The sequence below is a fragment of the Parabacteroides johnsonii DSM 18315 genome (assembly GCF_025151045.1).
GTDB lineage: Bacteria > Bacteroidota > Bacteroidia > Bacteroidales > Tannerellaceae > Parabacteroides > Parabacteroides johnsonii.
Map to the genome: position 1 here is coordinate 4215003 of NZ_CP102285.1, position 14194 is coordinate 4229196.

Here is a 14194-nt window from a genome sequence, read left to right on the forward strand (position 1 = left end):
AAAGCCTTTTTAATTCTCAAGATCAAATATATTGCCATGCTGTAATAGCAGGAAGGCGTGTCCGAAGCTCCGTTCGGATGCGCCTTTTTTATGTCCGGAGGGGAGGGCTATGGCGAGGGTCAGAACGGATACCCAATCGCCAGGTGTACACCCATTCCGTCCTTGAACTTCGGGATATTGTAATATCCTTTCTTCCCCGTGTCGTACGGAACGTGCAGGCCGATTCCCCAATCCAGGCGGACGACGAGGAAAGTCAGGTCGTAGCGTAGTCCGATACCGGTACCTAAAGCCAGGTCTTTCAGGAAACGGCCCCATTGCAACTGTCCGCCGGGGCGGCTCGCGTCGTAGCGCAGTAACCAAACATTACCGGCATCGAGGAAGGTCGCGCCGTGTAGGTCGCCCAAGATCGGGAAACGGTATTCCAGATTGGCTTCGAACTTGATGTCGCCGGTCTGATCTAGATAGCCGTATTTTGAGTCGGTAGGGCGGTAGCTGCCCGGCCCGATGCTTCGGATCGTGAAAGCTCGGACACTGTTGGCACCGCCGATATAGAATTGTTCGCTGTAAGGTGTCGTAATCGAATTGCCGTAGCTATATGCGACTCCGGCCATCAGACGTCCGACTAGGTGTTGCTTTTTTCCGAGATAATAGTTGTATCGTATTTCACTCGTTAGTTTAGCAAACTGTGCGAAGCGGTTTCCTAATAACTTTTTATCCCGTTGGCTAAAACTCTTGCCTGCGATGGCATAGGCACCGTCGAGGATAAGACCTGCCTGTGTGATAGAAGACTGCCACCAGAGATGGTTCTTTTTGGTGGTGATGGGAGAATCGTCATATGTGTATGTATAGCCCATAGACGGGATGAACTGATTCTCGAGGCTTCGTCCTAACGCTTTGTTGACATCTACGATGGAGTCGAACTCATGTGTTGTATGTTGTAACAGTGAGTAGGTCAGCTTGAACGGCGTCACCGAATGATGGCTGGTTGCTGATGGCTGGAACTCATACGAGGCACTTCCACCGAATGCCAGCATCTTGAAAAATTTGGCACGGTTCAACTGATCCGCATAGATACGGAAAGAGGTACTGGAAGGGTATTTCGTATCATACTTTATCAGACTGGGGAAAAGTACCTGTGGGAAAGTCAGCGTACCGCTGATACCGAACTCCCAGCTGTTGATCGCCGAGCTGCTGCCTGAAACTCGTTTGCCGGTTTGCCATTCGTAGGAACCACGCATGCTGACGCCGAATGTCTCTCCTCCTCCGAATACATTCCGCTTGGTAACACTGAAGATGGCACCCGGACCTGTCTGGTCATTACTCTTGGTGGTCACGTTTAGTTCCAGCTCGCCATCCAGCGGAAGGTCGTAAACAGTATTGATCTGCAAGTTCAGCGTGTCGCAACGACGGGCAGTATCTTTAGGGATATATTGCATTTCCGAATAACGGAAAATGCCGAGACGGGAGAAGCCGGTCTGGGTCTTTTCTTGCTGTTGCTGTGAATAAAGATCGCCGGGGCGGAATTTCAGCCGGTCGTACAGCACCTTCGGACGAACACGTAGTTTTCCTTCATAAAAGATAGTCATATCTTTATACCGGATGGAATCTGTCGGAGGTTCGTTGTTGTAGCCGTTCAAGAAGACCGATATATCGCCTATTTTCCAGGGACGCAGTACGGTGCGTGGCAGCCCCGGTTTAGTGGAGATACGGAGTGCCACCTTTCCGGGATTCATGATCGTATCGGCTTGGTAACTAATAAATTCGGGACGGAAATAATAATATCCGTTGTTACGAAGCAGGGAAGATATGCGCTGACGTTCGGCTTCGAGTTGTACGACATTGAAATTATCTCCGTCGTGTAGAAGCCGGTCGCCGATGTTGCGCTGGACGAGCGTGTCGATACGATGCCGTAGCCGGACGTAAGCAATGCTGTCGTATGTGTAGGCATTGTTCATCTCCACCCTGTAGCTGATCTTTGCCTTTTTAGGGTTCTTGGGGTCCGGTTCCACTTCGTATGCAGTAGCTCCGTTGAAGTAGCCGTATTCGCGGAGCAGGTTATAGGCCACTTTTGTCCGGACTTCCGGATTGACCGTGTTGATGAAAACGGGTTTGGACGCCAGTTTGTTGAATATCCATTTATTGAATTTGCCCCTTCTGTTCACGAACGCATTGTACACCCATAGCCCGAACGGTAAGGGGATACGGATAGACGAACTCCCCAGCAGGGCGTTATTGGGCGGATAGGCAAGGGCTGCCTCTATTTCCGTCAGCGCTTCTTCTCCTTCCTTGCTTTTGTCCTCGTTCGTCACTTCAATCTTCTTGATTCCCGTATATAAAACTTCCCCCTCCGGCAAATTCTTCGTTGTGGAGCAGGAAGCAAGCAGGAATAACGAAATATATGCGATATATTTGATGTGTTTCATTTTTTCTCTTCTGTTTGTTTGTCATCCGTTACCGGCTTGGGTTTATTCTTTTTAAAGATGAAGAGTTCACGGAGGTGAAGCATCTTTTTACGCAGGACGATACCGGCTCCGGTTTCTGTGATCTCGCCTTCCAGCAGGCTTTCGTAGTTCTTGTCGTGGAAGAGCTTGATATAACGGGTTCCGCTGCCGTCGAGGCGGTATTCGATCGATACGTTGTCGATGAACTGCTGCGATTGTCCGGTGCCTGCATCCTGTCCGGTTGAAACACGTCCGCCCAGTATGATACTGATTCGATCGTTGTAGAACCGCTTGGCGAAACGGAAGGAAAAGTCTGTCCGCTCTCCACCCGCTCCTGTACCGTTCTGGTCGTACTGTTCCATGCCCAAAGTGATATCCACGGACTTCAAGGCGCTTCCCGCGATATTGTTGATCTCACTTTGCAGGAAGCTGTTCAGGGCGGCACCCATATCGAGACTCGGTTTCTTTCCGCCGCCACCGACATCGCTCATGTTGAGATACATTCCCGTGACAAGCATCGTGACGGCTATCTGCGACCGTTGCCCTTCGCCCATCTTGTCCAGTTCTTGTTGCATGGACTGGTCTTCCGGCGCTGAGAGGATAAATTGCAGTTGCAAGTTCTCCAAAGTTTGCTTGATAGCCACACCGACGTTGAAGGTGACCAACCGTGAGCTACCGTCGTCCTGTGTGACGGATGCCCGCATTCGCTCGGTTGCCGTCAGGTTCAGCATCGGGTCCATCGGGTTGCCACTCCACTGGACGTAACTGCCGTCCTGTATCGTAAACTCTTTGAGCGGAATAATCGGCATGGCATATTTTACCATGCCTCCCGAAAGCGTATAACGTCCGTTCAGGATCATTTCACCCTGTGTCGTATACTGGAATGACAAGTCGCCACCTCCCTCCAGTTCCACGCGGCTCGATTGGTCGGGGGTGATGTCTGCGTTCAGACGCACAGCCTGGTCAATCCGAATGGTCATCAACATGTCCAGTCCGCCGATGGGCAGGGGGGCTTCCGGGCGGTGTCGGCGGGTCAGCAGCGTATCGGAGAAATCGGTAAAAGTCACAAGATCAGCCAAGCGGTCTTGAGCCGTGAGTGAGGATTCCTGCATCACGTAAGTGACGTTCGTTCCTCCTAACAGTTGTAAATCTCCTCTCATGATCAAGGCGTCGAGCGGTCCTTTGACTGTCGAGTTGAGGTTGACAAGCAGTTTGCCGTACACCATGCTCTCCTTATTGCGTTTCACATTCAGCAGTTGCATGTCGTGAGCTGTCAGTTTCAGGTTCGCCATCATCCGAGAAGGATTATGAATGTCGATCGTCCCGTCGATTACAAACGGATTGGTTCCCGAAGCATAGATGTTGTATTTATCGAAACTGATCAGATTATCCTTGATCTTGATATCCTGCTTGTCGAAGCGGAAGGAAGAACCGACCGCCGTGACATATACCGCTGAACTGTCCATCCGCACATACCCGTTGACAGCAGGAGCAGAGGTAGTCCCGGTTATTGCCAGCTCTCCTTGTAAGGCCCCCGTCAGTTTGGCCATGTTGTCTGGAATGAACGGGTTTACCATCTCCAACGGTAAGGCGGTGATATTCATATTTCCATCCAGATAATCTGTTTTCCCCATTTTATAATAGGCATTGATAGCCGCTACCTCGTTACGGTCGCGGAAAAAGTGCATGTCGACCTGATGCTCCTTGTCGCTAAGCGGTAGGTAAACAGTATTGAACATCAGTTCTCCTACCCGACCCCCTTCATAGAACAGGCTGTCGATATGAGCGTCTGCCACCACCATGAAGCTGCTGTCCGAAGGGGCATACTGCAAGTCGGCACTCAACATCCCCCGCATGGAAGGGAGGTCCGGGAACCCCTTCGTGATTGCATCCAAGTCTATCTGGCTCAACTCGGCATGGATTTCTTCCATTCCTTCTCCCCCGGCAAGCGAATGGATCCAGAGCGAAGCATTGTTTTCACCTGTCAGCCGGACATCGGCGGCAATATCTTTTATGTTGCGGTACAGAATATAATTGTCAGCATTCAGCTTAAACGTGCGGAAAGCCAATATCGGATCTTCTGGAAAGAGATGCAGCCGGAGTCCTTCTTTCTCCTTGTCGACACGGACCCCTAACCGGATACCGGTTTTGCCCTGGCCGTCGGTATATTTCAGTTCGGCATCGGCAAATGTATTACGGAGCTTCCCTTGCAAGCCAGCGGTGAAAGGTTGTTGCTTCCTGTATTTTGTCTTGATGACTTTTGTGTCGTATAGCAAGCCGAGCGAATCCTGCTGGACAATGAGACAGATCGTGTCGATCCGTGTCGTGTCCTGCATCAGGTTGAAGAGATCGGCATCGAGGAAGAAACCTTCTTCCGGTGAGGTACTGGCTTCGATATCCAAGTTGTCAAAGGTGATATAATACTGTTGCAGGATGTTATAGATCGGATTATCCTTGCCTGCCGTGATCTTCAGGTCCATATCCGGCAAGAGCGGACGGAAAGCAGGTATGTTGATCATTGAATCACGTTCCAACTGTTGGGTGAGGCCTTCGTTTATTTTCGTGAACTTATCGGTTATCGTCTCGATATCCGCATTTCCGGTCAAGACGATTCCGAGGTCTCCGGCGTGGAAAGAAACACGTGTCGTGTCTTTATCGCTGTGAGCTCGTAGAGTTAATGTTTTCGGGTGGAACGTACCGGTTGGATTTATCAGTTCCCAGTTGCCGAGGGTTATGTCCACCTGGTTATTCTTCCCCATATCTGTTTCCGCTTCTGCAAAAAGCTGGAAGGAAGTGGCCAGCGAATCGTTCATAAAGTGCATACCGTACAGGTCCAGGTTTTGCACGTCTGCGATCAGCATAGCATTCACTTTCTTCTTGTGGAGGGTTGCATTCAGCGACATATCCATCTTTGCAAGCGGATAATGACTAAGCAGGTCGAATTTCAACAAGTTCTTTTCCAGCGAACCGTCTAGCTTTACGTCAGATACGGCATATGTCCCATACTCGATATTCGTAATCTTCCCATCTAATTTAGCCCAGGTGGAAACGCGGAACGGATCATACCCTTTCCCCTCGGCACGGATCGAGGCGGTCAGGTGGTAAAGGGAATCTTTGGGCAGGAAATTGGTCGGTTTCAAACTGTCAACCTTCAGGTCAGCCAGGTAAGACTCCTGTATGGGGTTATAGCGTGCCGTCAGTCCGACCTTACCTTCGCCTTGTGTAAGCAAAAGGTCGGTGCGGTACTCTTGGTTCTGCAAAGTCGCTTCCCCTTTCAGCTTCATTGCCGGAAGGTTATAGCGTGAACGTTCGGATTCCGGTAACATGCTGAGAACAAAATCGAGATTCCCGGTTTGTGCATCCATCTGAAACTTACCCGAACGGCGGATACTGTCTGCCACCGCTTTCATCTCTCCTGTGATATTCAGATTGAAGACGCCTGGCAGTTCCCCTTTCAGCTGGCGCAGCCGTAAAGCAGCCAGGTTTCCTTCTATTCCGGCCGTCAGTCTGATTTCTTTTTGGGGATAGGCTTGTTTGAACTCCTTGGGGAGAGGACCGGCAAAGATAAATACATCCTCTTTTCCTACTGAGGCAGTCAGCAGGCTACGGAGCGTGCTGCTCGGCGTATCGTCGAACGAGTTCCAAGGGACGGTTGCCAATAGCCGGATCTCCGAGTAAGGTGTTTTTAATAGAAGCTCCGGAACCTGTATCGTCGTGCTGTCACTACTGATGTCTCCGGTCAGCGAGCTGAGCGTCAGACCTGATCGGTCATTGGCCGAAAATTCTTTGATCCGGACACTGATGTCTCTACCTCCATATAAAAGCGAATCGATCTGGATATTCACATCATTCAAGGCTATATGTGACGGATCGAAACCCGGCGTCGGTTCACTGTAGCTACCGTCATAGCTAAGGGAAGAGCCGGACAGAAGAAACCGGGATGCACTGTAGCGTGCTGATCCGAGGTCGACCATTCCGTCGGTCAGTCCCGCCTTGTCGATGTAAGTCGAAAGACGTAGCGAGTCGTCCGGCATTTGCATGGCAAACGCTACTCGGTTCAAGTCGATTTGGTCCAGCTTTAATTTCCAACCCACTGTCGTCGATGTCGTATCCTTGTTTGTTGTCGTGTCGTTTATCAGGAGGGTGATGGCTGTGTCCGAAAGATCGATTTTGTTCAGCCGGGCGATCTCTTTTCCGAGGTCTATACGATCTGCTTTGGCATAGAGCTTTCCTAAAGTACCTTTGATCTCCATTCCCTCAATCAGATTGCCTGTATTGGCTTTCATGCCACGCAGGTCGATTGCATCCACCAATACTTCTTTTTTCAGCAGTGGCAGCGGACGGATGTTGACCTGGAAACTTTCGAGTGACAATAATGTGTCGGGAGGGGTTATGACTTTTACGTCCCGTACCGTCAGGTTCAGCGGGAAGGAAAGACGTATCTGCCCGATCCTGATATTCATACCGGTTGTTTCACTGGCATATTCGGTGGCTAACCGCACAGCGAAATTCTGGAAGGGAGGTATATATAAAAGAATTGAAATCAAGATGACCAATACCATCGGTATCAGGCATATGATCCCTATTCGCTTCATCCAACGTTTCATTTGTTCTTATTGTGTGTTTTCGTTATAATCATAACGGTTAAAGGGTCTGTTTTGTTTGACATTCCGTTAACAAAAATAGGGAATAAATTAAAAATAAAGAAGTAATATCGATAAAACGGTAATAATAGCTGTCCAGAGTCGTTATATTAAGGCTGAACATAAAAAGATTAAACGATGATTGGAATATCTGACCTGGAATATCTTTGTGCGGAAGTACGGCAAATAGCCCGTAAAGCCGGTGCATTTCTGTGTGACGAACGGCAAAAGTTCGACCAGGAGCGAGTGGAGGAAAAGAGTGCACACAATTATGTCTCGTATGTAGATAAAGAATCTGAACGGCGTCTGATCGAACAGCTCTCGACATTACTTCCCGGAGCTGGGTTTATTGCCGAAGAGGGTTCGGGGAGCCTGACGGACGAGGAGTATTGTTGGGTGATCGATCCGCTCGACGGGACTTCTAACTATATCCATGATATGGCTCCCTACAGTGTCAGTATCGCCTTGAGGGATAAGGAAGAACTGTTGTTGGGAGTTGTATATGAGGTTTGTCGCAATGAATGTTTTTATGCTTGGAAAGGAAGCTAGGCTTATCTGGACGGTAAAGAGATACGGGTAACGGATGTTGCTGTCCTGGATAAAGCTTTTGTTGCGCTTGGTTTCCCCTATGATTCCGATCACTACCGTCCGGTCGCCCAAAAGCTGGTAGATCGTTTGTATGGCTATGCCGGAGGGACGAGGCTGTTGGGATCTGCTGCGGCCGAGCTCTGTTACGTTGCTTGTGGTCGGTTCGATGCCCGGATAGAAGGATATCTTGGCCCGTGGGATGTTGCGGCAGGCGGTCTGATTCTGATGCAGGCGGGTGGCAGGCTGTCAGACTTTTCTGGTGGCGACACTTGGCCTTCAGCCAAGCAGGTGGTGGCGAGTAACGGGGTGATACATGACACGATCCTCCACTTGTTGTAGTATTGTTTTTATCAATGCCGGTATCTCCTTCTCCAGTCTTTTTTGAGGACTTTCCTTCGGATTAGAATGATCGGAATAAATATGACAGCTATCCAAAAGAGGCTAATCAGCATAAGAGTTAGGGAAGAAAAGTTCTCCGGCATCAATGCTTTGTCAGCCTGTTTATCAGGTATTGCTTCGGAATGTATCTCTTTGGCGGACAGGTTCATTTTTGCAATCGGTATTATTACTATTTCAAATTTAGAATTCGGAATGCAAAGTTCTGATATATGAGAAGTCTTGTAAATACCGATCAGTAGGTATAATGAAAAAAATCCTACCTATTTTTAGGTAGGAATGTAAAAGAAGGAATGATTTATTTGCCGGAAAGGATCGTAATGAGGAGCGATATCCCTGCCAACAAGATTCCGATACCTGTAACGCCGGTCCATTCGGCGGCCTGCCAGGCAAATCCTGTAAGAAATGTTCCTAAGGAACCACCTACAAAATAAGTGGTCATAAATAATGTATTGACTCGGTTCGGTGCTGTTGGGCACAAGCCGAATATGCTGGATTGGTTGCTTAACTGAATACATTGCATGCCGATATCGATAATGATGATGCCAGAAATAATGCCGACATACGAATTTCCGCAGAAATAAAGCAGTAACCAGGAGAAAAGTATCAGGCCGCTACCGATAAAATTAAAACGACGTACCCCTACTTGCTTGACATATTTTCCAACAAAGGAAGCCGATAAAGCACCGGCTATCCCACAAAGTCCCAACATCCCGACTACATCGCTTCCTGCAAAAAAAGGAGCTTGCCCCATTTTAAATGCCAGGCAAGACCATAACGTCAGAAATGAACCGAAAGCAAATCCGGCACGAAGCGAATAGATGCGTAAAAGAGGATATTCTTTTAGTAGCGAGAGAAGCGATTTCATAAGTTCGCTGTATTTTCCTTTAAATGTCGGTCGTATTTCCGGTAATACCCGTGTTGTGACGATGGCACAGACAACCATCAAGCCTGTTGCAATAAAGTACATCTCCCGCCATCCGAATATTTCTCCTACGATTCCGCTGATTACCCGCGAGGCCAGTATTCCTGTTAACAGGCCGGAGACAACCAGCCCGACATTCCGCCCTTTGTTTTCTGGTTTTGAATATAATGCGGCTATCGGTATGAAAATCTGTGGCATTACCGAACAGATACCGGTAAAGAGGGAAGCGGTCAGGACTATGTGGATACTCGGCGCTAATGCTATGCTTAGTAGAGAAATGATCAGGATGGAAAAGTTTATGATGATGATCTTCTTCCGTTGGAACATGTCTCCAAGCGGAATCACGAACAATAGCCCCATCGCGTAGCCGATCTGCGTAACCATTGCGATTAGGTTCGTAATAACTTCAGATACGTGGAGGTCCTGACGTATCATATTTAAAAGCGGTTGGTTATAATAGAGGTTCGCCACCGTTATTCCGGCAACAATCGAGAGTGTCCAAAGGATAGAGGCAGGCAATCCTCCATTTTCTTTCAATGTCTGTTTCATATTCCGCTTTTTGAACGGCAAAAATACATCAAATTTTTTTATCTAGACATTCTTGACAAGGACTGTAAACAGGCTTTCATAAACCATCGTTCGGAAAGTGTGTATTTTCCGCTATGGAGATATACTGTCGTATTCCGGCTTATTGTAAATAAAAGATTATTTTACATTTGAGTAGTTTGCAGGTGAAGATGTCCGGAAATCTCCTTGTAGATAGCAAAACGCTTTTTCCCCCTGTGACGACCGTCTTCATGGTGACAAAGTTCCTCGTCATAGCCATGAAGGCGGTCATCATATCCCTTGATCTCGGCAACTCACGACAACGAGGATGGTCGTCGTCGGAAAACGGCTAAACAGTGTAGGGTGTCAAATTGGAATGAGCTGGGATTTCAGGGGAAATTAGGAAAAAGACAAAAAGGCTTATTGTATATTTTTGTTATATGTCTGTACGGAAACAAGACTCCGAAACTAACCGATTCTGGTGAAAGTGGGGGGCAAATTGATATTACCGGACGCAGATGACTCAGAATATGCAGATGGATGCAGATTTATTTTGTTGATAATTAATAATATCAGCGTTAATCTGTACTCGTCTGTGTTGTCAGCGTCCCATGAATACCGATATTTATCCCCCCCATTTATTTAAAATGTAGATATTGGCAGACTAGGAGCGGATCAATCGTTTTCCACCATGCGGACCATGTCGAAATAGAATTCTCCGGCCACTTCTGCTCCCTTCTCTACAACCCCGGTCTTTATATCGTAAATGTAGATGATGGCATTAGTGTCGGCTTCAGTGTTCACACCGAAATAGGCTTTCTCGTTGAAGACTACAGAACGCTGTGAGAAACGGCCACCACTGTAAGCGAGTTCTTTGCCTTCATAGCTCAAACGTGTCCTTTCACCTGTAGCAAGATTGATAATGGAATAATAATGGCTGTAACTGTCGATTGCTGTACCGGCAGCATCGTCGCGGGCATAAGCAAGAGCTTTGCCATTTCCCAAATACTGGATAGTGAGCAATTTACCGTCTGCATCAGGATATCCTTCGTAAGTGGCGTCGAAATCGGTTTCACCATTGTTGATACGCAACAGGTGCCCTTGTTCTAAGTCTCCCTTTTCGGTGATTGCAGCGAGGTAGAGGTTGCCGCTTTCATCATACATTACGCAGTCTTGCATCAGTTCGCCGTAGGCACTTCCCGCCATTTCTCGGGCAAGTGAGTTGCGCTTGTTGCTTTCTACCTCCAAAGTGGAAGGATCGAGCACCGCTGTATAAAAAGCAGTAGTGGTTTTGCCGCTCTTTCCTGAAAGACCGTTTTTCCCATAATAAAAATAGAATAATTTTCCCGCTTTCTCATTGTAGGTAAGGATGCCCGATGTAGTGAATTTCTTTGTTTCTTCTCCTGTAACCTCTGATTCTGGTAGTGGAATATCCAGTGTCCCTTCTGCCAGAATCGACATATTATCGGTGTTCAGCTTACTCCAGATGATCTTGCTTGCATCGCCGTTGGCAGCCATGACAACAAGTATGTTGTCATCTATCCAGGCATGAGTGTAGGAGCGTACTTTGTAGGTGTTTGTTTTAAAGGGAGATGAAGCACTTTCTATTACTTTGTTATCTTTGATCTGATATTTCACGAAGCGGTCGTTGCTTGAAGGAATCTGATAGTAATATTTCCCCTTCGAAATGCTTTCCATCGAGTAGTCTCCCAATTCGGTGCCTTCACCTTTAACAGTGATAGTCCCCATATCGGCTGTTAGTTTATTGACGCTGTTGACAACTGTCGTGTTCTTGCTGCTCATGCCACCATGTTTTCCTACGGTCAGAAACAGGTCGAAATGATACTTACTTTCGTCGAAAGCAGGTGTATCATTGGTTACAGTTACTTCACAGGTGGCAGTGAATCCACCGTCGTTCGTTTTTACCTGGATTGTAGTCGAACCTTCGGAAACTGCTGTTACGACACCATTTTCTACTGTAGCGACATTCGTGTCCGAACTGCTCCAGGCGACAGTTGTTACAGCAGCATTTTCGGGAACGACAGTCGCAGTCAGTGTTCCTGTAGTTCCCGTTTTCAGTGTTAATGTGGTTGGAGTAATCGTGATGCCGGTTACCGACACGTCTTTCAAATCATCGTCATCGGAACAAGCCGTGAAACCAAATGAGATCAGGGCTGTCATGAAGGCGAGTAATGCAAATTTAAACTTCTTCATTTTTCTTTTGTTTTTTAATATGAATGTTAATTGATAAAAACTCTAAACTTTGCAAAGAAAGCGCGTCCGGGTTTTTGCAGCTTATAGTTGTCATAAGCTGTTTCATCGAGGAAATTAGAACATTCCAATGCGATATTATAACGGTCGTGTTTCCATGAATAGGTGATATTGGCATTGCAGATATGTTGCGAGGGAATACGGGCTTTAGTATCGCGGTTACCATAGGCTTCCCATGTTAGGAAATACCAATGTACCCATTGAAATGTATAGCCTAAACGTAGTTTGTTGTCCTGTTGCAGGAAGTTGCGGAATGTATAGCTTGCTTCCGCGCTGCCGAACAACCAGGGGCGGTTGGGCACGTGGTTGTCGTATGTGGCGGATGGTTTGCCATCTTCTTTGTATTTTTGTTGGTCACGGGCGTCCTGATAGCTGACGTTGGCCATGAGTTGCAATCGGCCGTCCCAATCATAACGAATTTCTCCCTCGACTCCTTTAATATGAACGGCGGGATCATTGACAAACTGCATCATGCCTTCTTTTTCAATAACGGAGGTCTGTATATAATTGTCCACATGACGCAGAAATCCGTTTGCCTCGTAATAGACAGTATGTCTGCCGGCAGGATGCCATGTGCCGAACAAGGCGAGATTGACGTTGTTGCTTTTTTCTGGTTCCAGCGCTACATTTGCATAGATGGTGGTCCCGTTGCCTAACAATTCACGTGCGATGGGCAGGCGTACGCTATGTTCATAAGAAACCTTTACCGCCAATGGATCGAAGAATAGATAGCGTAGTCCGGTACCATATCCAAAATAATTTTTGGTAGTGGAACCTTGCACTTTGTCCGATCCCGTCACGGTGGACTGGTCGGTCTGCCGGATATTCGGGTGGTTCACATAATCTTTGGCAAAGAATACATTCTGCATTTTTCCATCAAAAAACGACTGGCTGTAGGTCAGTCCGATGATATGTTTGGTTACAGCATCGTTTGATGGTTCGAAACTCTGGTCCAAATCATCATAGCGGTCATTTCCGGTTCGGCTCATATGATAGTTCAGATTGAGACCGTGATGCCTGTTCAGCTGGTAATCCAAATTGACACGTGCGATAGTCAGAGGGCGTTTATAATGACGTATGGAAGGTTCATTGCCTCTGATTTCGTTGCGCTGACTCACAATGTAGCCTCCATCCCAATAATATTTTCGATAGGCCGTATCTATAGTAATAGAATGGTCCCATGTGTGCGATAATGTCGCTTTCAATGTCATGCCCTCGGTAATGAAATTATGTTTGTTGTAACGTGCCGATACGTTCCATGCATCCGAATTACGTTCAGCCATCCCATAGACTTTGGTCTGCACGGAGCCGGTCTGCAACTCCTTGTCCGTTTTAGAATAGGAAGCGGAAACAAAGAATTCGTCGGCCCAGAGTTTGCCTGTGATTCCGGTTTCTATCTGTGCCAATAGCGAAAAATAGCCGTCATGGAAACGTTTGGGATTACCATAGATAAATTGGTCGCCTGTTTCATTGCGCATTTGTACGTCTTTCATCCAGTAGTCGTTTTTCGAATAGTTGATGCCAATAGTAGGACGCACGATCAGTCCGGTGCATTGTTCCACAAACTGTGCGTTCAGATCGGCTCGATGTGTGTGGAAAGAACCGATACTATAAGAAGCGTCCATAAAGTTTTTCTTTTCCGCTAGGGTGATGATGTTTACTGCACCGCCTAATGCATCCGTACCCAATGAGGCTGGTACTACGCCTTTATAGATTTCCACCCGGTCGATGAGGTTGACGGGTAGATTGGCAAGTGTTACATTGCTCCCTTTGCTGTCCAAGGGAATACCGTCGATGAAATAACGGACGGAATTGCCAGACAGCCCATTGATCGAGAGGTCGAAGTCGGAACCTACGCCTCCCTCTTCACGCACTTTGACACCACTTGTGCGATTCACTAATTCATTCAAGTTACTAAGCGAATTGATTACCGGTTTGACGTCAAATGTATTGACTGAAAGTGCGCTTTCTCTTGCCTGTTGTGAGTGTGTTTTTCCGTACACTTCCACCGAATTCAGGTTGACGGAGCTTTCTTCCAGTTGGAAGTCGAGGGTTTTGTTGTGGTGGAGGTCGAGTGAGGTTTTGATCGTTTGGTATCCTAAAGAGGAGACGACGAACGTGTGTTTGCCGGGGGATACTTGCAGGGAATAATGTCCGCTGTCATCCGTATAAGTGCCGAAGGTTGTGTTTTCGACGGCGATCGTTACCAACGACAGGGGAGTGCCTTGCTGGTCGGTGACTTTTCCGGAGAGCGTAATTTTGTTTTGTGCCGTCAGGTTCAGTTGCGACAGGCAGACAAGCAAAAAAAATACATGTACAAAGACTTTCATTTTAATCCTTGATATAGCGTTCATGACTTGCTTAAGGAAATACATACAAGGAGA

General features: G+C 47.4%; 6 protein-coding genes and 1 pseudogene. 2 read left to right on the plus strand and 5 right to left on the minus strand.

From position 1 onward, the window contains the following. Positions 1 to 119 precede the first annotated feature (119 nt). Entirely contained in the window at positions 120 to 2423 is a 2304-nt protein-coding gene (gene tamL / locus NQ564_RS17245) for a translocation and assembly module lipoprotein TamL (RefSeq protein ID WP_129650294.1), read from the minus strand. Next, complete coding sequence (locus tag NQ564_RS17250; protein ID WP_008153171.1) at positions 2420 to 7048, minus strand: translocation/assembly module TamB domain-containing protein; 4629 nt, start codon at positions 7046 to 7048, stop codon at positions 2420 to 2422. Before NQ564_RS17250 ends, tamL begins: the two co-directional genes overlap by 4 nt. 174 nt (positions 7049 to 7222) lie before the next feature. Here NQ564_RS17250 and NQ564_RS17255 point away from each other — a divergent pair. Continuing rightward, positions 7223 to 8011, plus strand: a pseudogene (locus NQ564_RS17255) (inositol monophosphatase family protein). A gap of 355 nt (positions 8012 to 8366) precedes the next feature. Here NQ564_RS17255 and NQ564_RS17260 read toward each other — a convergent pair. Next, on the minus strand, positions 8367 to 9542 hold the full coding sequence (locus tag NQ564_RS17260) for an MFS transporter (RefSeq protein WP_008153161.1): 1176 nt from the start codon (positions 9540 to 9542) through the stop codon (positions 8367 to 8369). Positions 9543 to 9709: 167 nt separating this feature from the next. Between NQ564_RS17260 and NQ564_RS17265 the strand changes: the two genes are divergently transcribed. Further along, entirely contained in the window at positions 9710 to 9892 is a 183-nt protein-coding gene (locus tag NQ564_RS17265) for a hypothetical protein (RefSeq protein WP_129650296.1), read from the plus strand. Between the two features lie 322 nt (positions 9893 to 10214). Here the strand turns inward: NQ564_RS17265 and NQ564_RS17270 are convergent, their stop codons facing one another. Both NQ564_RS17270 and NQ564_RS17275 read right to left on the minus strand, forming a co-directional pair. Next, positions 10215 to 11753 carry an Ig-like domain-containing protein gene (locus NQ564_RS17270; RefSeq protein WP_008153154.1) on the minus strand — a complete coding sequence of 513 codons (1539 nt, stop codon included), beginning with the start codon at positions 11751 to 11753 and terminating at the stop codon, positions 10215 to 10217. A gap of 26 nt (positions 11754 to 11779) precedes the next feature. Next, complete coding sequence (locus NQ564_RS17275; RefSeq protein ID WP_039848461.1) at positions 11780 to 14140, minus strand: TonB-dependent receptor; 2361 nt, start codon at positions 14138 to 14140, stop codon at positions 11780 to 11782. Between the last annotated feature and the right edge of the window lie 54 nt (positions 14141 to 14194).

Excerpts from the sequence above, each read along its gene's own strand:
- NQ564_RS17260 (WP_008153161.1), bottom strand. The coding sequence starts at position 9,542 with ATGAAACAGACATTGAAAGAAAATGGAGGATTGCCTGCCTCTATCCTT.
- NQ564_RS17250 (WP_008153171.1), bottom strand. The coding sequence starts at position 7,048 with ATGAAACGTTGGATGAAGCGAATAGGGATCATATGCCTGATACCGATG.
- tamL (WP_129650294.1), bottom strand. The coding sequence starts at position 2,423 with ATGAAACACATCAAATATATCGCATATATTTCGTTATTCCTGCTTGCT.
- NQ564_RS17270 (WP_008153154.1), bottom strand. The coding sequence starts at position 11,753 with ATGAAGAAGTTTAAATTTGCATTACTCGCCTTCATGACAGCCCTGATC.
- NQ564_RS17275 (WP_039848461.1), bottom strand. The coding sequence starts at position 14,140 with ATGAAAGTCTTTGTACATGTATTTTTTTTGCTTGTCTGCCTGTCGCAA.